The sequence below is a fragment of the Luteibacter yeojuensis genome, from assembly GCF_011742875.1.
In the GTDB taxonomy this organism is placed as follows: Bacteria; Pseudomonadota; Gammaproteobacteria; order Xanthomonadales; family Rhodanobacteraceae; genus Luteibacter; species Luteibacter yeojuensis.
Genome location: NZ_JAAQTL010000001.1, coordinates 2,088,507 through 2,108,166, shown reverse-complemented (window position 1 = coordinate 2,108,166; position 19,660 = coordinate 2,088,507). Strand labels below are relative to the sequence as shown.

Sequence of the window (19,660 nt, the reverse complement as noted above, 5' to 3'; positions counted from 1 at the left end):
GCATACGCATGTCGTACGTGGGACGCATGGTTTTTCGGTTGTACCTGCCCGCCGGGCTCGCGGTTGCCGGCGGAACCCTGGGGGCGGCCGCGCTGAAGGCGACGCAAGGGATGCCGGGCGATCTCGGCACCCTTTCCCTGTATTCGAACCTGCCGGCGTGGACGTTCGCCGCCGGCCTGGCGATCGGCCTGGTCCTGGTCGCTATCCAGACCCTGAAGCTCCGGCTATGGGACCGCGGTGCGATCGCCGGCTGCTATGTGTGCGGTTGTCTGCTCGGGCCGCCGCGCGCGGCGCGACACGGACTGGGCCGGACCCGGCATTGCCTCGGATGCGGGAAAGTGCACGGCGTGAACCACCATCGGCTCGCGCCGCGCGTCGTGCCGCTTGCGGTGGCCGTGAAGGACACCGCCGCGCAGGTCAGGAGCGTACGTTCGTGACCGTGATGCGGTGACCGATGCGCTCGAGCAGGGCGCGCAGGGCTTCGGCGTCTTCGAGGCTGGCGTCGTCCTCGAGCGACAGCCACACGGTGTCGCCGGACAGGCCGTGGACCTTCTCGTTGAACTCGATCTCGATGGCGACCTTGCCGCCGGGCTGGACCACCGATACGGCGAAATTACGTTGCTGCACGCCCTGGATTCCCTGGTGAACTGCTGAGGTGGGCGCAGTTTAGCGGGACACGAAAGAAAGTGCTGTAGGAGTGGTCCGCACTTATGGATTCTCGGCGTGAGCGAGCGGCGTGGCGACGTCCTCGAGCGGCCGGCGTTCGGCGGCGAGCCCCAGCCACCAGGCCGCCACGGCGCCGACGAGCATGAGCGAGGCGCCCAGCGCGTACCCGCCGCCGATGGCGCCGCGTTCGCCGGTACCGATGAGTGTGCCGAACAGCCACGGCCCCGCGACGCCACCAAGCGCCGTGCCGAAGGCATAAAACAGGGCGATGGCCAGGGCCCGAAGTTCCAGGGGAAAGCTTTCGCTTACCGTGAGGTAGGCCGAGCTTGCGGCTGCCGAGGCGAAGAAGAACACCGCGCTCCAGGCGAGCGTCTGCATGCGCGCATCGAGCCAGCCGTTGACGAACAGCCACGCCGTGGCGAACAGGAGCAAACCGGACAGGGCATAGGTCGCCGCGATCATCGGCCGTCGGCCCACACTGTCGAACAACCTGCCGAGCAGCAGCGGGCCAAGGAAGTTGCCTGCCGCGAAGGGCAGGAGATAAAGCCCGACATCGGCATCGGCCACGCCATAGAAGCGCCCGAGAACCAGGGCGTAAGTGAAGAAGATCGCGTTGTAGAAGAAGGCCTGGGTCGCCATCAGCACCAGGCCGAGCAGCGTGCGTTTCGGATACAGCCGGAACAGCGTGGAGGCCACGTCGGCCATCGTGAGGCCGCGCGGCCGAAGGCGGAGGCGCGGCAGCGGCCGGTCCGGCGGCGCGGCGCCGAGGCGGTCTTCGATCTGGCGGACGATGGCCTCGGCTTCGCCGATGCGTCCGTGCAGCATGAGCCAGCGCGGGCTTTCCGGAATCCAGCGGCGCAGGACGAGGATGCCCAGGCCAAGCACGGCGCCGAGCCCGAAGGTGAATCGCCAGCCGATCTCCGGCGGCAGCCATCCGGTATCGAGCAGGACCACCGCGCCCAGCGCGCCGGCGACGGCGCCGACGAGGTAGAGGCTGCCCGCGAGGCCCACCTGGGTATCGCTCAAGTGGAGTACGGGGCTCGACTTGAGCGCCCCGGCGATGGCGCCGGTGATGGTGACCTCGAGGCCGTCGAGCACCCAGGTGATGCCGAGCGCGGTGGCGACCAGGGTGTGGAAGCGTCCCCAGCGCAGCCGGTCGAGCCGTGCAGGGACGTCCGTTTCGACGAGTTCGTTCATACGCTTCCGTCAATGCCGTGGGATCGCCGGCAGGTCCGGCTCGCTCCGTCAGCGCGGCACGCGATAGCCGCCGGGCACGCCTTCCGCCGAGAGCGTGAGCTGCCACAACTGGTCGCGCCGGCTGCGGAACACGCCCGCCGAACAGCCGAGGTAGAAGTGCCACATGCGCCGGAACCGCTCATCGTAGCTCGCCGAGAGGCGCGGCCATGCGGCGTCGACATTCTCCCGCCAGGCCATCAGCGTGCGGTCGTAGTCGGCGCCGAAGTTGTGCCAGTCCTCCACCACGAACAGGCCTTCCAGGGCCGCGGCGACCTGGCTCATGGCGGGAATGACCGAATTGGGGAAGATGTATTTTTCGATCCACGGATCGGGCCGGCCCGGCGCACCGTTGCTGCCGATGGTGTGGAGCAGGGCGAGGCCGCCCGGCCGCAGGCATCGCCGGGCCACCTCGAACCAGCTGCGATGGTTCTTGCCGCCGACGTGTTCGAACATGCCGACCGAGAGGATGGCGTCGAAGCGCTCGTCGAGCTCGTGGTAGTCCTGCAGCCGGATCTCGATCGGCAGTCCCTTGCACAGGTCGCGCGCGAAAGCCGCCTGTTCCCGGGAGATGGTGACGCCCACGCCGCTCACCCCATAACGCTCCGCGGCAAACTTCAGCGCCTCGCCCCAGCCGCAGCCGATGTCGAGGATGCGCTGGCCGGGTGTCAGTTGGAGCTTGCGGCAGATGAGGTCCAGTTTGGCTTCCTGCGCGTCGTCCAGGTTGTCCGCCTGGGCCCAGTAGCCGCAGGAGTAGACCAGGCGCTTGCCCAGCATCGCCTCGAAGAGGTCGTTGCCGAGGTCGTAATGCTGGCGGCCCACCTCCCAGGCGTTCTCGCCGCGCTGCATGTTGAGGAAGCGGGCCTTGAGGTGCGCGATCAGCGTGTCCAGCGTGCGCAGCGACTCGTCGAGGTGCGACGAGAGCACGCGGGCAAAGAAGCCGGGCATGTCGGCCACGTCCCACCAGCCGTCCATATAGGCCTCGCCGAGGCCAAGGGAACCATGCGCGAAGACGCGGGCGTAGGTGCGCTCGTCGTGCACCACGAGGTCGGTGGGGCGGTCGCCGCCGATGGTGACGCCGGCGTGTTCCAGCAATTCCTGCGCGCGTGTCCGGAGAGAAGAAGAATCGTGGTTCATGGCGTCGATGATTCCTTGTGACCCTCGTTGCCGCACCGCGCGGCGTCGTATGACTAGAAGTGCCGGAGTACTCCGCGCGTGATCGCCAGGCCGGCGATCGTCATGGCGATGGATCCCGCCAGGTTCAGCCCCGCATGCGCGGCGAACCACGCGTACTGCTGGCGCAGCAGCAGCGCGGAGGCTTCGGCCGAGAAGGTGGAGAAGGTGGTGAGGCCGCCGAGGAAGCCGGTGGCGACGAGCAGGCGTGCCTCGACCGGCAGTGTCTGGAAGTGATCGAAGACACCCAGGGCGATGCCCATGAGCAGGCCACCCGTGAGATTGGCCGCGAGGGTGCCGAGCGGCAGCGTCGGAAAGAGGGGGTTGAAGGCGACCGCGAGCCACCAGCGCAGCCAACAACCCAGCATGCCGCCTATGCCGACGGCCAGGAACCCCGTGTAACCCACGTTACCCCCGCGAAGGATCGTTGGACCGATTATGAACCGATGGCCGCCGGACCGCGAGCGCAAGACCCTGCGGTTATACTTTGCGCTCTTCCCCGTAGGGCACTGCCGCACCATGTCGCCAGCGACCCGCGACCCGCGTCGCCATCTTCCCCTGTTGCTCGCGGCGCTGTCGATGATCGGGCCGTTCTCGATCGACGCGATCTTTCCTGGCTTTCCGGACATCGGCCGCGAATTCAGCGTGGGCGACGTCGCCTTGCAGCAGCTGCTCAGCGTGTACCTGCTGGCCTACGCGGCGATGAGCCTCTTCCACGGCGCGCTGTCCGACGCCTACGGGCGCAAACCCGTCATCGTGATCGCGATGGCGCTCTACACCGTGGCCTCCCTGGGGGCGGCCATGGCGCCGAGCTTCGCGTTCCTGCTGGGATGCCGCGTGCTGCAAGGGCTCTGCGGCGGCGCGGGCATCGTGGTCGGCCGCGCGGTGGTACGCGACACCATGCACGGCGAAGAAGCCCAGCGGATGATGTCCAAGGTGATGATGATCTTCGGCGTCGCGCCGGCCATCGCCCCCATCGTCGGCGCCTGGCTGCTCGGCATCGACGGCTGGCGCGGCATTTTCTGGGCATTGTCGGGCTTCACGCTGTTGCTGACCTTCAGCGTGTGGACTTTCCTGATGGAATCGCATCCGGTGGAGAAGCGCACCGTGTTCCGGCCGCGCCCGCTGCTTGCCGGTTACCTGCGCATCGGCCGCGACCTGCCGTTCTGGCCACTGGCGATCTCCAGCTCGGTCAATTTCTCCGGGTTGTTCCTTTATGTGGCCTCGGCGCCGCAGGTGATCCGCAACCACCTGCACCTGGGCGTGGACGGTTTCCCCTGGCTGTTCGTGCCGGTGGTGACCGGCATGGTCTCGGGGGCGTTCATCTCGGGCCGCGTGGCGGGACGGGTCAGCGCGGCGAACACGGTGACCTGGGGTTACGTGGCGATGCTCTCGTCCTGCGCCATCAGCCTGGTCCTGTCGATGACGATGGATACGCCGCGCGTGCCATGGTCCACGCTGCCGCTGGCGCTCTATGGTTGCGGCGTGCAGCTCGCCTTTCCCACGCTGACCCTGCTTTTGCTGGATCGATTCCCCGAACAACGCGGCGGCGTGTCCTCGGTGCAGGCGTTCTTCAGCCTGTTGGTCACGGCCCTGGTGGCGGGCGTGCTGTCGCCGGCGCTGTCGGGCAGCATGCTGACGCTCGCCCTGGGCGCCACCGCGATGTGCGCCATCGGCTTGGGTGGCTGGGGCTGGTATATCTACCTGGAGCGCCGCCGGCTGGCCTCGGCGAAGGCCGCGGCGGCGACGAACGTGGTCGCGCAGATCGAGCGCAACGAGCCCGGTTGATCCGGTTCCGGGCCTTCCGCGGGCGGTTTTTTCCTAAAGCAGGCCGCGGGCGCGCAGGAAAGCCCGCGCTTCGCTCGCATCCTGCTCGAACCATGCGCGCGTCGAGCCGAGGCGGTAGGTGTAGCCCCAGCGGTCCATGTCTTCCATCAGTCGGGCGGAGCCGACGCCAGGCAACTGGTCGGCCAGGACGATCTGCAGGTAGCAGGTGGCGTCCTCTTCCTCGATGGAATCGGTGGCGTCGGTATGCACGAGCGCGCGTTTTTCCGCAGGCAGCACGATGAGGTGACAGGCCTCGTGCAGAAGGGAATGCACCGGGGTGTCGGCCCGTGCATAGACCGTCGTACCGATGATGCCGGCCTCGGTGTCGCCCCAGAAGCTGCCGGGAATGGCCTCGCCGTCGGCGACGGGCACGAGCATCAGGCCGTGCCGGGCGAGCAGCGCGCGCGGCCCATCGAAGCCGATCCCGCCGACGCGCAGCACCGCGTCGGCGGGATCGCCGGAAGCCGTCGTCGTCCCCGCGACGTCAGGGACCCAGTGACTCACGCTCCCGCCCACGGATTCAACCCGCCGAGGCGGCCGGCTTGCCGTCGGGCAGGGCGACGGACAGCTCCAGCACCTCGTGGCCGCTATCGCGCTCGAGGTTGATGTTCACGGCCTCGACGTCGACGTTGACGTACTTGCGGATGACTTCCAGCAGCTCGTTGCGCAGCAGCGGCAGGTAGTCGGGGCCGCCGCGCGTCGAGCGCTCCTGGGCGACGATGATGCGCAGGCGCTCCTTGGCGACGCCGGCGCTCGGCTCGGGCTTGCGCTTCAGGAAATCGAGGATACCCATGCTCAACCTCCGAAGACGCGCTTGAGGAAGCCCTTCTTGACCGGCTCGAGGAAGCGCAGGGGGCGCTCTTCGCCGAGGATGCGGGCCACGGTGTCCTTGTACGCCGCGCCGGCGTTCGAGTCGTCGTCGAGGATCACCGGCACGCCGGCATTCGATGCGGCGAGCACGTTTTCCGATTCCGGAATGACGCCGACGACGGAGATGCCGAGGATTTCCTCGACGTCCTTCACGCTGAGCATCTCGCCGGCTTCGACGCGATTCGGGTTGTAGCGCGTGAGCAGCAGGTGCTGTTGCACCGGACCCTCGCCCTTCTCGGCGCGGCGGGTCTTGCTCGCGAGCAGGCCGAGGATGCGGTCGGAGTCGCGCACGGAGGACACCTCCGGGTTCACCACGACCACGGCATGGTCGGCGAAGTACATCGCCAGGTGTGCGCCCTTCTCGATGCCGGCGGGGGAGTCGCAGACAACGTAGTCGAAACCTTCCTTCACCAGATCGTCGAGTACCTTCTCGACGCCTTCCTGGGTGAGGGCATCCTTGTCGCGGGTTTGCGAGGCGGCGAGCACGAACAGGTTTTCGTGCCGCTTGTCCTTGATCAGCGCCTGCTTGAGCGCGGCTTCGCCGTGCACGACGTTGACGAAGTCGTACACCACGCGCCGCTCGCACCCCATGATGAGGTCGAGGTTGCGCAGGCCGACGTCGAAGTCGATGACGGCGACCTTCTTGCCCTGCATGGCGAGGCCGGTCGCGAGGGAGGCGCTGGTGGTGGTCTTGCCGACTCCGCCTTTGCCGGAGGTGACGACGATGATTTCAGTCAAGTGATGTCTCCGAGTGCTGCAATGCGCTGGTTAGAGTCGCGCGATCATGAGTTTTCCATTGTCGAGCCAGCACTGTACGGGCTGGCCTTCGAATTCCCTGGGCATGTCTTCGAACACGCGGTAGTGCCCGGCGATCGCGACGAGTTCGGCGCGGAAGTCGGAGCAGAAGATGCGTGCCGATTCGTCACCCTGCGCGCCGGCCATGGCGCGGCCGCGCAGGCTTCCGTAAACGTGGATCGAGCCGTCGGCGATGACCTCGGCGCCATTGGCGACGCCGGCCGTGACGACGAGGTCGCGGTCGCGCGCATACACCTGCTGGCCCGAGCGCACGGTGCTGCCCGAGTGATGCTGGGCGGTCGCGATGCCGTTGCCGGCAGTGTCGTCGGCGAGCGGCGCGGCTGCGCGCGCCGACGCGGGTTCCCGCGCGGGCGCCGGTGCGGCGGCCTCGCCCTGCGCCGGTTCGTACTGGGCGCGGAACTTGGCGATGAGGGGCAGGCCCATGCGTTCGGCGAGGGCTTCGGTTTCGCTGGTGCCGTAGGCGAGGCCGACCGGCAGCATGCCGGCGCTGCGGATGGCTTCGAGCAGTGCGTCGACCATGCCGTCGTCGGGCAGCTTCGGGAGGTGCGAGAGGTCGAGCACCACCGCCGCGCGCGTGAACATCTGCGGGGCGGAGCGCACGCGGCGCTCCAGTTCTTCCACCAGCGCGGCGGCATCGACCCGGCGCAGGCGCACGCAGGCGATGCCCACCTGGCCGAAGCGCAGGTCGCAGGCGGCCTCGAGGGATTCGGCGCGGGCGCTCATGCGGCGGCTCCCACACCGTCGATGGGACGTTGGCGTTCGGCCAGCCACTCGACCTTCGGCAGGCCGCCGTGCTCGAGGTAACGCTCGCGAACGAAGGGGAAGCTGGGCAGCTCGCGGGCGAGCAGGCTCACCTTGGGGCCTTCTTCCATCTTCTGCTGGCCCACTTCCTGGAAACCCATGGTGCCGTGGAAGAGCACGGTCTGGTCGTTGCGGGGTTCGAGGAACACCTCGCAGGTCAAAAGCGGCACGCGTACCTCTGCATAGCTCTGTACATCGCAATAAAAGATCCGGCCCAGGCCGTGGCCGCGCGACTGCGACGCGATCACGATGCGATCGATATACACGAAGCTTTCGTAATGGGCCTGGAACCAGCGGAAATTCTGGCTGGCGTAATCGGCGTCCTGGCGCATCGCGATGAGGAAGCCGAGGATGCGACCGTCCTGCTCGGCTACGCGGAAATAGTGGGCGATCTCGTACAGGTGACGCAGCCGGTCGAGGTCCGTGGCGAGGATGCCCGTGCCTGCGGCATTGTTGAGTGCCAGCACGGCATCCAGGTCGTGCTCGCGCACGTCGCGGATGGCAAGGGCCATTCGTTGCTCCGCTTGTGTGTTCGTGGAAAGGCGACCCCCGGGCCGCCGCGATGCGCGGCATTATGGCATGCCCGGATCGCGCCGGGGGGCGATCCGGGCTTGTAAAACCGTTGTAAAGCCGATGCTTGCCGCTTGCGCGCACGTGACTTCAGTCAGGTGGTGCGGGGCTCGCGAAGCCCTATGATGCGAACATGTCCAAGGTCCAGTTCAACCACGTCCGCCTGCTCCGCTACGCGACGTACTTCGTGTTCCTCTGTGCGGGTCTTCCCCTGTCGATGCAGCGCGCCGGCAGCGGGCCGGGCGCGATCGGCGATGTCGCGCTCCTGGCCTGGACCGCCTGCTACCTTGTCTTCGGCCTGGTCCACTGGCTGCTGACCAACCAGCTGGGGGCCCGCCTGAACGGCGCCACGCGCGTCGCGGTGCTGGTGATCCTGACCGGCACGGCGCTGGCGATCGGCGCGCTGAGCAAGAGCGGCGTGGGCGCGCTGCTGCTGATCATCGTGGCCACGGTGGTGCCCTGGCTGGTCAGCCTGCCCCTGGGCATCGCCTGGATGGTGGTGGCCCACGTGGCCCTGGTGCCGGTGTTCGCCGAGGTGCCCGGATGGAGCGTCATCAGCGCTCTCATGCAGGCCTGCCTGTATTTCGGTTTCTCGGCGCTGGTCTTCGTCGCCTCCATGGTCGCCAGCCAGCAGGCGGAGGAGCGCGAGGAGCTGCGTCGCCTGAATTCGGAGCTCCGCGCCACGCGGGCCCTGCTGGCCGAATCCACCCGTATCGCCGAGCGCATGCGCATCGCGCGCGACCTGCACGACCTTGTCGGACACCACCTCACGGCCCTGAGCCTCAACCTGGAAGTGGCCAGCCACCTCACCAACGACGTGGCCCGCGAGCACGTGCTGAAGGCCCAGAGCACGGCGAAACAGCTGCTCTCCGACGTGCGCGAGGTAGTGAGCGAACTGCGCCAGGACGATGCCATCGACCTGACCCAGGCCCTGCGCAGCCTCACCGAGGGCGTGCCGGGGCTCGAGGTGCGCCTGACCGTCCCACCCCGCTTCGGCGTCGAGGACCCGCGCCGGGCCCAGGTGCTGCTGCGCTGCGTGCAGGAAATCCTTACCAATACCGTGCGGCACGCCAACGCCCGCCATCTCTGGCTGACCTTCCGCCACACCGGGCCGGACGAGCTCTGCCTCGACGCCCGCGACGACGGCCGCGGCGGCGGGAGCGGGACGTTCCGTCCGGGGAACGGCCTCACCGGCATGCGCGAGCGGCTTGCCGAGTTCGGCGGCACGGTGACGTTCCGCACCGACCCGGCCGGCGGATTCGCCCTGACCGCCCGCCTGCCGCTGGGCGAGGAGCCCTCGCTGGCCCACGCACCGCCCCGCCAGATATTCGGTCCGCCCCTGGGCGACGAGCCCGAGGACGTGCCGCGTGCCAAACTCTCCGTTCCTTCCGAGGATCTTCCATGATCTCCGTCTGCCTCGTTGACGATCAGAACCTGGTCCGCCAGGGCATCCGCTCCCTGCTCGACCTGGCCGGCGACATCCGTGTCGTGGCCGAATGCGCCGATGGCGCGCAGGCGGTACAGACCATTCCCCAGGTGCGTCCGGACGTGGTGCTGCTGGACCTGCGCATGCCGAACATGAGCGGACTGGAGGTACTCCAGGCGCTCGGCGGCCGCAACGAACTGCCGCCCACGATCATCCTGACCACCTTCGACGACGACCAGCTGGTGCTGTCGGGCCTGAAGGCGGGCGCGCGCGGCTACCTGCTGAAGGACGTCTCGCTCGACCAGCTCGTCGAGGCCGTCCGGACCGTCGCCGCGGGCGGGTCCCTGGTCGCCCCGATGGTCACGCAGCGCCTGCTGGCGGGCGTGGGTCGGATCCAGAACCAGTTTTCCAGCCTGGAGCAGCCGGACCCGCTCACCGAGCGTGAGACGGAGATCCTGCGCCTGCTGTCGGGCGGCTACAGCAACAAGGAAATCGCCAATTCCCTGCGCGTCGCGGAGGGTACGGTGAAGAACCACGTGTCCAACATCCTCTCCAAGCTGGGTGTCCGCGACCGTACGCGGGCGGTCCTGAAGGCGCTGGAGCTGGGCATCGTCTGACCACAGGCTGACCGGGCGACAGGGGAAGGCCGCACCTGCCGAAAATCGGCTTGTGCGGGCTTGAGAAAAAGTGCAGGCCACCCAATGGCGTTCGCCGCCGCTAGCAAGTACCATCGGCTCTTTCGGCGCGGGCGAACCCCTGCCACGGGCCGATTCTTCAGGGGTGACCGCACGGCGTCCATGGCCGCGCGTGGAGCCTGTTCGTAAGACGTTCGGAGATCCGTGGAATGACGCGTCTGTTAGAATTTATTGTCGCCCTCGTCATCGTCGCCGTGCTCGGTGTCGTGGTCGGCGTGGCCATGCCCTCGACCGGACATGTCGAGCGCGAAATGCTTATCAGCAAGGATTTGCGCCAGGTTTACGACGTTTTCAGCAACTTCCGCCGCTTCCCGGACTACACCGTCCTGCGGTCGTTCGATCCGAAGGTGCAGTTCGAACTGTCCGGCAAGGCCTATGGCCCGGGCGCCAAGATCGCCTGGAAGGCCAGCGACGAGAAGGTGGGCGACGGCTCGCTGGAAATCGCCTCGATCGATCCGAACTTCGCCGAGATCTCCGATGCCGGCAAGGGCACGATCGTCTGGAACCTGGAGAACGGTTGGCGCGGCGAGAACAAGAAGTTCACCATCAAGCTCGAGCGTGCCGGCCGTAGCCAGAAGCTCGTGAAGGTGAACTGGTCGTACGACGTCGATTACGGCTTCAACCTCATCAGCCGCTTCTCGAACCTCTACATCCACGGCGATCCGGACGCGCTGATCCAGTTCAGCCTGTCCAACCTGCAGAACCTGATGGCGTCGATCCCCAACATCGACTACAGCAAGATGGTTCCCTCGATCGTCGAACAGCCTGCCAAGCCGGTGCTGTTCGTGTCGACCACCGCTCCGCGCACGCTCGACGACGTCGACACCGCGTCGGACAAGGCGATGGCCGAGATCCAGGCGGCGGCGAAGAAGCTGGGCGTGAACATCGTCAGCCCGCGCATCACCTTCACGACGAACTGGGGCGACCAGAACTACACCTTCGACGTGGCTGCCGAGATCGACACCACCACGCTGAAGATCGACGGCCAGGACGTCGAGATCACCGCCGCCCAGCGTCCGTCGCTCGACGCCGCACCGGCCGAGGCCTCGACCGCCGCCGCTCCCGCCGCTGCGGCCGCCACCGCCACGCCGGGCAGCAAGGACAGGTTCGGCCGCGTGATCGTCGACGGCAACGTCAAGGCCGTGCTCGCCTTCGGTGGCAAGGCCCTGACGGCCGAGTGGAACGGCACCGGCGCCGGTCTGCCGCAGACCCGCCAGATGCTCGAGGCCTACTCGCAGACCCACGGCTACAAGTTCGACGACGTGACCTACCGCGCGTACGACATCCAGGTGAAGGCCCCGGTGAACAACAAGGGCACCATCGAGGGTTACGACGAGCAGAAGTTCGAGATCTACCTGCCGCTGCAGGGCGACAACATTCCCGACCAGACGCCGGAACAGGAAGCGGGCATGAAGCAGCCCGGCCTCGAGGAGTCGGCTCCGGCCGGTTCGTCGACGGCTCCCGCGCCGGCGGGCACGGCACCGGCTCCGGCCGGTACCACCCCGGCCCCGGCCGGCACCGCGGCGCAGTAAGCCTCGCACCCAGGTAAGGAAGAGCCCCGGCATCGCCCGGGGCTCTTTTCGTTTGGAGGTGCCTCTCGCCCGGGCAAGCAACACCCCATTCGTCGCCCGTCCTTGGCTACACTGGCCTGCGATGATCGAAACCGACCGACTCACCCGCTGCTACGGCCCGCTGACTGCGGTCGACTCGCTGAGCCTGCGTGCCGAGCCCGGCCAGGTGCTGGGCCTGCTCGGTCCCAACGGTGCCGGCAAGTCCACCGCCATGCGCATGATCGCGGGTTTCCTCACGCCCACCTCCGGCACCGCGCGCGTGTGCGGACACGACGTGCGCAGGGAGCCGCTGGCGGCGAAGCGCGCGCTCGGCTACCTGCCGGAGGGCGCGCCGAGCTACGGCGAGATGACGATCCGCGAGTTCCTCGTCTTCATGATCCGCGTGCGCGGGCTGGAGCGCGACGTGGCCTTCCGCCGCTTCGACGAGGTGGTGATGCGGCTGGAGCTGGACGAGGTGCTGGAGCAGACGATCGGTACGCTCTCGAAGGGCCTGCGCCGTCGTGTGGGCCTCGCGCAGGCGATCCTGCACGACCCGCCGGTGCTCATGCTCGACGAACCCACCGATGGCCTCGACCCGAACCAGAAGCATTCCGTGCGCATGCTGATCGATGCGATGGCGCGCGAGCGCACCATCCTCATTTCCACGCACCTCCTCGAAGAGGTGCACGCGCTGTGCAACCGCGTCGCGATCATCGCCAACGGCAGGCTGCTGGCGGATGCGACCCCCGCGGAGCTCGAGGCGCGCTCGCGCTACCACGGCGCGGTGTCGTTCAGCGCGGCGGGCAGCGGCGTGTCCCGCGAGATGCTGGCGCGCATCCCCGGCGTGGCGATGGTGGAGGTCGATCCGCTGGATGGCCGGGTAACGGTGTTCCCGCGCGCGGGCCAGCCGATCCTCGACGACGTGCAGGCCCTGCTGCGCACGCAGAACCTGGAGGTCTCGGAAATCCAGCTCGAGCGCGGCCGCCTCGACGAGGTGTTCCGCCAGATCACCACCCAGCGCGGGGCGCAGGCATGAAGGCGGTGATGGCGATCGCGCGCCGCGAACTCTGGTCGTACTTCGTCACCCCCGTGGCTTACGTGTTCATGGTGATCTTCCTGGTGCTGGCGGGGCTGCTGACCTTCTATACCGGCGATTTCTACGACCGCGGCCTCGCCGACCTGCAGCCGTTCTTCGACATGCATCCCTGGCTGTACCTCGTGCTGGTGCCGGCGGTGACGATGTCCACCTGGGCGGAGGAGCGGGCTTCCGGGACGCTGGAATTGCTGTTCTCACTGCCGGTGACGATCTCGCAGGCCGTCCTGGGCAAGTTCCTCGCGGCCTGGGGCTTCATCGGCATCTGCCTGGCCCTGACCTTTCCCATCTGGGTCACCGTGAACTACCTCGGCGATCCGGACAACGGCGTCGTGCTGGCCGGATACGTAGGAAGCTGGCTGATGGCCGGCGCGTTCCTCGCCATCGGCACCTGCATGTCGACCAGCACTCGCAGCCAGATCGTCGCGTTCATCCTCACGGCGGCCGTGTGCTTCCTGCTGCTGCTCGTCGGCCAGCCGCAGGTACTGGACTTCTTCCAGGACTCGATACCGCCGAAGCTGCTCGGCGCGATGGGCCAGTTGAGCATCACCCGCCACGCGAACGCGATCGCCCGCGGCGTGCTCGACCTGCGCGACCTGGTGTACTTCTTCGCCACGATCGTCGCCTGGCTGGCCGCCAGCGTCGTCGTGCTCGACCTGAAGCGGACGCGCTGACCATGCGCAGCCTGACGCTCTCCCGCTCCTTCCTGCTGCGCCTGAGCCTGCTCGGCATCGCCGCGCTGTTCCTCGTGGCGATCGCGATCAGCTCGATGTCGCTGCGCACCGCGCGCATGGACCTCACGGCGGACCGCGTGTACACGCTGACCCCCGGCACGCAGAAGATCGTCGACGGCCTGCACAAGCCGCTGACCCTGACCCTGTATTTCTCCGAGCACGCGACCCGCGACCTTCCGCAGCTGCGCAGCTATGAGCAACGCGTGCACGAGATGCTGCGCGAGATCGCCGTGCGCGCGCACGGACGCATTCGCTTCAGGGTGATCGATCCGGTGCCGTATTCCGACGACGAGGATGCGGCGGAAAGCTATGGCCTGTCGCCCGCCACGGGCGGCAGCAACGGCGAGCGGGTGTTCTTCGGGCTGGTCGGCATGGGCGGTACCGGCGACGTGCCGCCGCAGGCCATTCCCTTCTTCGATCCCGCGCGCGAGGCCTTCGTCGAGTACGACATCGTGAAGCTGCTCTACGAACTGGGCATGCCCACGAAGCCGCGGCTTGGCGTGATCAGCACCTTGCCGGTGGAAGGCAACCTCGTGATCGGCGAACCCGCCTGGACGGTGCTGCGCCAGCTCGACCAGCTGGCCGATGTGACCACCATCGATCCCGACGGCCTCACGCACATCGACGACGCGGTGAAGGTCCTCCTCCTGATCCATCCCAAGCACCTGTCCGACGACGCGCTCTACGCGATCGACCAGTACGTGTTGCGCGGCGGCCATCTCGTCGTCTTCGTCGATCCCGATGCCGAAATGGACAACTCGCCGCTGGTCGACTCGCATGGCGTGGTGGACGACCACGACTCCGACCTGCGCCGCCTGTTCGAGGCATGGGGCGTCGAGTACGACCCGACCAAGGTGGTACTCGACCGGTCGGCCGCGCTGAGCATCGAATTGAACGGCAGCAGCCTCGCGCATCCGGCGATGCTCGGCGTGGGTCCGCAGGACCTCAACCACGAGGACGTGGTGACCGCCAGCCTCCAGCGGGTGAACTTCTCCACCGCCGGGTTCTTCGAACTCGCCCCGGACACGAAGGCCCGCCTGGTGCCGCTGGTGCAGACCTCGGACGAAGCCGAGGTGGTTTCCGCACAGCGCGTGCGCGACGCCGCGTCGGACCCGTCGACCCTGCTCGACAACTACGCGCCCACGCACGAGCGCTACGTGCTCGCGGCGCGCCTGCGCGACACGTTCCACTCCGCCTTCCCCGAGCGCGAGGAGAAAGGCCACCTCTCGCAGGCCGCGGCGCCGGGCGAGGTGGTGCTGGTGGGCGACACCGACCTGCTGTCGGACCGGCTCTGGATCGACGTGCAGCCGCTGCTCGGCCAGCAGCAGCTCACGCCGTTCGCGAACAACGGCGACTTCGTGGCGAACATCGTCGACAACCTCGGCGGCTCGACGGCGCTGCTGTCCATTCGCGGCCGTGTGAATTCCCAGCGGCCCTTCACGAAGGTGCGTGCGCTGCAGGCCGCCGCCGACCGCAAGTTCCTCGTGAAGAAGCGCGAGTTGGAGAACGAACTGTACGAGACGCAGCGCCGTCTCGCCGAACTGCAGCCGGCGAAGAACTCGCCGGCGGCCGCGACCGCCACCGTGGAGCAACGCCGCGAGGTGGAGCAGTACCTGCAGCGCAAGCTCGCCATCGGCAAGGAGTTGCGCGACGTGCAGCACCAGCTGAACGCGGAGATCGACGCGCTCGGCCTGCGCCTGAAGTTCATCAACATCGTGCTGGTGCCCGGCATCGTCGCCCTGATCGGCCTGATCTACGGCTGGCGGCGCACGCGCCGCAGCCGCCGCGTGGTCTGAGGTCATGCTCGACGTCGTGCTGAAATGGATCGTGCCCTGGGAGTTCTCCTGGGTATTCCTGCTCGCCTTCGCCGGCACCGCATGGTTGTATGCGCGCGGCTCGCGGCGCCTGCGCGTGCCGGGGAGGCGGCAGGTGGTGTTCTGGGCGGGCATGGCGATGGTCTATGTGTCGCTGCACACGTACTTCGACTATTTCGCCGAGCACGAATTCTTCATGCACCGCATCCAGCAGGTGCTCCTCCACCACCTGGCGCCGCTGCTGATCGTCGCGGCGTATCCAGGTACGGCGCTGCGTGCAGGCCTTCCGCTGGCCTGGCGCGTGCGCGTGCGGCGGGCAGGGCGCTCGCTTGCGTGGCGGACGTTCGCGGCCATGGCCTTCAATCCGGCCTTCGTCACATTGTTCTTCGTGGCCCTGATCCTGGTCTGGCTGATCCCGGACATGCAGACGCTGGCGATGCTGGACTGGCGCATCTACCGCGCGATGAACTGGTCGATGATCGTGTCCGGCCTGGCTTACTGGTGGCTGGTGCTCGACCATCGGCCGAAGCCGCCGGGTCGCATGTCACCCGGCTGGCGCGTGCTGTCGCCGGCGATCACGATGACGCCGCAGATCGTGGCCGGCGCCATCGTCACGTTCTCGAAGACCGACCTCTACCCGATCTTCGAGATCTGCGGGCGCGCCTTCACCCTGAACGTTCTGACCGGCCAGCTGATCGGTGGCGTCATCATGTGGGTGCCCGCCGCGATGATCGAATCGATCGGCGGCCTGCTGGCGCTGCGCCAGTGGCTGCACCTCTCGCGCAACGGGCGCTTGCCACGCCGCGCGGTGCGGCCGCGCCGCCCGACCATCGCGCACCCTTAGCCTCCGCGGTTTCCTTCGCACCGTGGAACGACTCAATAAACCTCGGGCACGCGCTCCGCTTTCGCGGTGACCTTGTCTTTCTTCGGCTTGCCCTTCAACGGCGGAAGATTGAATTCCTTGTCGGGCGTCAGCTTGTCGGGCACCTGGTCGAGGAGGTGCCGGATCACGTTCAGGCGACCCGTCTTCTGGTCGTCGAAGTCCGCCACGAACCAGGGTGCGTCGGCGGTGTGCGTGTGCTGGATCATGGCATCGCGCAGATCGCCCATCTCCGCGTATTTTTCCCGGGCCTTGACGTCCACCGGCGAGAGCTTCCAGCGCTTGAGCGGATCGGCGGCGCGTTCGGCGAAGCGTTTTTCCTGCTCCGCCTGGTCGACCGAGAGCCAGTACTTGATGAGGATGATGCCGTCGTCGACCAGCATCTTCTCGAACACCGGGCAGGCCTTCATGAAGCGCTGGTATTGCTCGTCGGTGCAGAAGCCCATGGCCGGCTCGACCACCGCACGGTTGTACCAGCTGCGATCGAAGAGGACGAGTTCGCCGGCGCAGGGCAGGTGGGCCACATAGCGCTGGAAGTACCATTGGGTTTCCTCGGTCGCACTGGGCTTGCCCAGCGCCACGACGCGGGCGGCGCGCGTGTCGAGCTTGTCGGTGATCGCCTTGATCGTGCCGCCCTTGCCGGCGGCATCGCGGCCCTCGAAGATCACCAGCATGCGCTTGCCGGTGTGGCGCAGCCAGCGGGTGAGGCCGATCAGTTCGATCTGCAGGTCTTCGAGCGCCTTTTCGTAGTGTTTCTTCTTGCCCATGCGACGGCTCCTCGGACCAGGTTCCTAGTGTGCCTTATTTGTGGGAGCCGCTATAGCGGCGAGAAGCCAACGGAGCGATGAAGCGATAAGGCAGCTTCCCTCGCCGCTATAGCGGCTCCTACAGGGTAGGGGCTCACCCCCCGGCCGTCAGGGTTTGCAGCTCGTCGGCCTGGTTTTCGCGGGTGAGGGTGTCGATCAACTCGTCAAGGTCGCCCTGCATGACCTCGGTCAGGCGGTAGAGGGTGAGGTTGATGCGGTGGTCGGTGATGCGGCCCTGCGGGAAGTTGTAGGTGCGGATGCGCTGGCTGCGGTCGCCGGACCCGACCTGGAGACGGCGCGATTCCGCCTGGGCCGCGCTCTGCTTGCTTCGCTCCGCGTCGAGCAGGCGCGCCTTCAGCAGGCTCATCGCACGGGCGCGGTTCTTGTGCTGGCTGCGCTCGTCCTGGCATTCCACCACGGTGCCCGTGGGCAGGTGGGTGATGCGGATGGCCGAATCGGTCTTGTTGACGTGCTGGCCGCCCGCGCCGGAAGCACGGAACGTGTCCACCTTCAGGTCCGCGTCGCGCAGTTCGATGTCGCCCACCTCGTCCTGTTCGGGCAGGATCGCCACCGTCGCGGCGGAGGTGTGGATGCGACCCTGCGATTCGGTTTCGGGCACGCGCTGCACGCGGTGCGTACCGGATTCGAACTTCAGCTTCGAATAGGCGCCCCGTCCCTCGATGCGCGCCACGATTTCCTTGTAACCGCCGTGCTCGCCCTCGTTGGCGTTGAGTATCTCGAGGTGCCAGCGCTGGCGTTCGGCGTAGCGCGCATACATCCGGAACAGATCACCGGCGAAGATCGCCGCCTCGTCACCGCCGGTGCCCGCGCGCACCTCGAGGAACAGGTTGCCTTCGTCGCGCGGGTCCTTCGGCAGGAGGAGGATCTGCAACTCGCCGTCCAGGCGGGCCAGGTGCGACTCGATGCGGTCGATGTCGTCCGCCGCCATGTCGCGCATCTCGGGGTCGTCGAGCATGGCACGCGTATCGGCCAGCTCGCGTTCGGCTTCGTCGTGTTCCTTCAGCGACGCCGCGACGGGCTCCAGTTGCGCGTATTCGCGCGAGAGGTCGCGGAAACGCTGGCTGTCGCCCAGTACGTCCGGCTGCGCGAGCAGCAAGCCGATCTCCTCGTGGCGTTCGGCGAGGGCTTCGAGTTTGCGGCGGATCGAGGGAGTCATTCGGTCACTAAACTGTGGGAGCCGCTAGAGCGGCGAGAAGCCAGCCGACAATGTAGGAGCCGCTATAGCGGCGAGAAGCCCACGGAGCGATGGAGCGGCGCGGTGGGTCCCTCGCCGCTAGCGGCTCCTACAAGATCCGGCACATCATGCGGAAACGTCGTCGTCCGGGTCTAGCCCATACAGGCGGCCGGCGGCATGGAGCAGGTCGAGATCGCCCGCCATGGCGGCATCGCGCAGGCGCGCGCTGGGTGCGTGCAGCAGCTTGTTGGTGAGGGTGTTGGCGAGGAAGGCGAGGGCTTCCTCGGGCGACCGGCCCCTGGCCAGCATGGCCTGGGCCTTGGCCAGGACCTCGTCGCGCTGCGCCTCGGCGGCGATGCGCAGGTCCACGGCGGGATTGCGCAGGTTGAGCGCGCGGCGCCAGGCCATGTAGCGCTCGACCTGCAGGTCGATGATGGCGCCCGCCTCGCGCGCGGCCAGCTCGCGGGAGCGACGGTTCTCGTCGATGACCTGCTTCAGGTCATCGATGCCGTAGAGATAGACGTCGTCGAGTGTGGCGACGTCCGGCTCGATGTCGCGGGGCACGGCGATATCGACCATGAACATGGGCCGGCGGCGGCGCTCGGCGATCGCGTCCGAGACCATCGCCCGCGTCACCACCGGCAGGCGCGAGGCCGTGGAGGTGATGACGATGTCCGCCTCGGCGAGGTGGCGGGGCAGGTCGGCCAGGGAGATGGCATAGCCGGCGTAGCGGCCGGCCAGTTCGTGCGCGTTCTCCAGCGTGCGGTTGGCGACGATGAGGCGGCGCACGTTCTTGTCGGCCAGGTGGCGGGCCGCGAGCTCGATCGTTTCCCCCGCGCCGATCAGCAACACGCAGGCCTGGCGCAGGTCGGTGAAGACCTGCTCGGCCAGCCGCACGGCGGTGTACGCGACCGACACGGTATGCTCGCCGATGCGGGTATCCGTGCGCACGCGCTTCGCCACCGCGAAGGTGTGCTGCAGCAGGCGCTCCATCGGCGCGCGCAGGCTTTGCGCCGAGCGGGCCTGCTGGTAGGCCTCCTTCACCTGGCCGAGGATCTGCGGTTCGCCCAGCACCATGGAATCCAGGCCCGTCGCCACGCGGAACATGTGGCGCACGGCGTCCTGCTCGTCGTGCCGATAGAGGAACTCGTCGAGGCGTTGCGGGGTCAATCGGTGCTGACGCGACAGCCACTGGCCCGGCACCGTCTCGAAACCCTCGGCCACGCTGCAGTACAGCTCGGTACGGTTGCAGGTGGAGAGGATCATCGCCTCCTCGACCCCGGGTTGGCGGGTGAGGTCGCCCAGCGCCTCGGGTGCCACCGTGGCGTCGAAGGCCACCTGCTCGCGCAGGCTGACCGGCGCGGTGAGGTGATTGAGCCCGAGGGCGATGAGTGGCATGACGGGCTTGGGTCGGCTTGGGTCGGCTTGGGTGGCGTCGGCTAAGCTAAGGGCGCATTGTGCCCCTACCAAGGCGTCGGCGCTTGCAGGTGCCTAACGGGAATGACGGAGAG

The 19,660-nt window shown here is 67.7% G+C and carries 21 protein-coding genes; 9 read left to right on the top strand and 12 right to left on the bottom strand.

What is annotated here, in order from left to right; translation table 11 throughout:
- Positions 1-8: 8 nt before the first annotated feature.
- Positions 9-437: a hypothetical protein gene (locus HBF32_RS09670; protein ID WP_166699426.1), complete on the top strand. Its 429-nt coding sequence runs from the start codon at positions 9-11 to the stop codon at positions 435-437.
- Here HBF32_RS09670 and HBF32_RS09665 read toward each other — a convergent pair.
- The 4 genes from HBF32_RS09665 to crcB form a co-directional block, all read right to left on the bottom strand.
- The gene (locus HBF32_RS09665) at positions 418-627 is read right to left on the bottom strand and encodes a hypothetical protein (RefSeq protein ID WP_166699425.1); all 210 of its coding nucleotides are present in this window, start codon (positions 625-627) and stop codon (positions 418-420) included. The genes HBF32_RS09670 and HBF32_RS09665 overlap by 20 nt on opposite strands.
- 81 nt (positions 628-708) lie before the next feature.
- Positions 709-1,863 carry an MFS transporter gene (locus HBF32_RS09660; RefSeq protein ID WP_166699424.1) on the bottom strand — a complete coding sequence of 385 codons (1,155 nt, stop codon included), beginning with the start codon at positions 1,861-1,863 and terminating at the stop codon, positions 709-711.
- Between the two features lie 48 nt (positions 1,864-1,911).
- Entirely contained in the window at positions 1,912-3,036 is a 1,125-nt protein-coding gene (gene cfa / locus HBF32_RS09655) for a cyclopropane fatty acyl phospholipid synthase (protein ID WP_166699423.1), read from the bottom strand.
- A gap of 53 nt (positions 3,037-3,089) precedes the next feature.
- A complete protein-coding gene (gene crcB / locus HBF32_RS09650; protein WP_166699422.1) occupies positions 3,090-3,479 on the bottom strand; it encodes a fluoride efflux transporter CrcB in 390 nt (129 codons plus the stop codon).
- 112 nt (positions 3,480-3,591) lie between these two features.
- Here crcB and HBF32_RS09645 point away from each other — a divergent pair, with 112 nt between their 5' ends.
- Positions 3,592-4,860 (top strand): multidrug effflux MFS transporter, encoded by a 1,269-nt coding sequence (locus HBF32_RS09645; RefSeq protein WP_166699421.1) that lies wholly within the window; start codon positions 3,592-3,594, stop codon positions 4,858-4,860.
- 33 nt (positions 4,861-4,893) lie between these two features.
- Here the strand turns inward: HBF32_RS09645 and HBF32_RS09640 are convergent, their stop codons facing one another.
- From HBF32_RS09640 to HBF32_RS09620, 5 genes are read right to left on the bottom strand one after another with little or no spacing between them, the layout of a single operon-like run.
- Positions 4,894-5,403, bottom strand: a complete 510-nt coding sequence (locus tag HBF32_RS09640; RefSeq protein ID WP_425482193.1) for a hypothetical protein — start codon at positions 5,401-5,403, stop codon at positions 4,894-4,896.
- A gap of 16 nt (positions 5,404-5,419) precedes the next feature.
- Positions 5,420-5,692 (bottom strand): cell division topological specificity factor MinE, encoded by a 273-nt coding sequence (minE, locus tag HBF32_RS09635; protein ID WP_166699420.1) that lies wholly within the window; start codon positions 5,690-5,692, stop codon positions 5,420-5,422.
- 2 nt (positions 5,693-5,694) lie between these two features.
- Complete coding sequence (gene minD, locus HBF32_RS09630) at positions 5,695-6,507, bottom strand: septum site-determining protein MinD (protein ID WP_166699419.1); 813 nt, start codon at positions 6,505-6,507, stop codon at positions 5,695-5,697.
- Between the two features lie 30 nt (positions 6,508-6,537).
- Positions 6,538-7,308 (bottom strand): septum site-determining protein MinC, encoded by a 771-nt coding sequence (gene minC, locus HBF32_RS09625; RefSeq protein WP_166699418.1) that lies wholly within the window; start codon positions 7,306-7,308, stop codon positions 6,538-6,540.
- Positions 7,305-7,898 carry a GNAT family N-acetyltransferase gene (locus HBF32_RS09620; RefSeq protein ID WP_166699417.1) on the bottom strand — a complete coding sequence of 198 codons (594 nt, stop codon included), beginning with the start codon at positions 7,896-7,898 and terminating at the stop codon, positions 7,305-7,307. Before HBF32_RS09620 ends, minC begins: the two co-directional genes overlap by 4 nt.
- 191 nt (positions 7,899-8,089) lie before the next feature.
- On the opposite strand from HBF32_RS09620, the gene HBF32_RS09615 reads away from it, so the two are divergent.
- The 7 genes from HBF32_RS09615 to HBF32_RS09585 all read left to right on the top strand — a co-directional run bounded on the left by HBF32_RS09615 (position 8,090) and on the right by HBF32_RS09585 (position 16,112).
- A complete protein-coding gene (locus HBF32_RS09615; RefSeq protein WP_166699416.1) occupies positions 8,090-9,361 on the top strand; it encodes a sensor histidine kinase in 1,272 nt (423 codons plus the stop codon).
- Positions 9,358-9,999, top strand: a complete 642-nt coding sequence (locus HBF32_RS09610; RefSeq protein ID WP_045829465.1) for a response regulator — start codon at positions 9,358-9,360, stop codon at positions 9,997-9,999. The genes HBF32_RS09615 and HBF32_RS09610 overlap by 4 nt, the downstream gene beginning before the upstream one ends.
- 227 nt (positions 10,000-10,226) lie before the next feature.
- Positions 10,227-11,609: an SRPBCC family protein gene (locus HBF32_RS09605; RefSeq protein ID WP_166699415.1), complete on the top strand. Its 1,383-nt coding sequence runs from the start codon at positions 10,227-10,229 to the stop codon at positions 11,607-11,609.
- A gap of 121 nt (positions 11,610-11,730) precedes the next feature.
- On the top strand, positions 11,731-12,663 hold the full coding sequence (locus HBF32_RS09600) for an ABC transporter ATP-binding protein (protein WP_166699414.1): 933 nt from the start codon (positions 11,731-11,733) through the stop codon (positions 12,661-12,663).
- On the top strand, positions 12,660-13,394 hold the full coding sequence (locus tag HBF32_RS09595) for an ABC transporter permease subunit (RefSeq protein ID WP_166699413.1): 735 nt from the start codon (positions 12,660-12,662) through the stop codon (positions 13,392-13,394). The genes HBF32_RS09600 and HBF32_RS09595 overlap by 4 nt, the downstream gene beginning before the upstream one ends.
- Before the next feature lie 2 nt (positions 13,395-13,396).
- Positions 13,397-15,250: a GldG family protein gene (locus HBF32_RS09590; RefSeq protein WP_166699412.1), complete on the top strand. Its 1,854-nt coding sequence runs from the start codon at positions 13,397-13,399 to the stop codon at positions 15,248-15,250.
- 4 nt (positions 15,251-15,254) lie between these two features.
- A complete protein-coding gene (locus HBF32_RS09585) occupies positions 15,255-16,112 on the top strand; it encodes a cytochrome c oxidase assembly protein (RefSeq protein ID WP_166699411.1) in 858 nt (285 codons plus the stop codon).
- A 32-nt stretch (positions 16,113-16,144) separates the two neighbouring features.
- On the opposite strand, the gene ppk2 is transcribed toward HBF32_RS09585, so the two are convergent.
- From ppk2 to hemA, 3 genes are all read right to left on the bottom strand, one after another.
- The gene (gene ppk2 / locus HBF32_RS09580) at positions 16,145-16,915 is read right to left on the bottom strand and encodes a polyphosphate kinase 2 (protein WP_166699410.1); all 771 of its coding nucleotides are present in this window, start codon (positions 16,913-16,915) and stop codon (positions 16,145-16,147) included.
- Between the two features lie 133 nt (positions 16,916-17,048).
- Positions 17,049-18,131, bottom strand: a complete 1,083-nt coding sequence (gene prfA / locus HBF32_RS09575) for a peptide chain release factor 1 (RefSeq protein ID WP_166699409.1) — start codon at positions 18,129-18,131, stop codon at positions 17,049-17,051.
- Between the two features lie 144 nt (positions 18,132-18,275).
- Positions 18,276-19,547: a glutamyl-tRNA reductase gene (gene hemA, locus HBF32_RS09570; RefSeq protein ID WP_166699408.1), complete on the bottom strand. Its 1,272-nt coding sequence runs from the start codon at positions 19,545-19,547 to the stop codon at positions 18,276-18,278.
- Positions 19,548-19,660 lie beyond the last annotated feature (113 nt).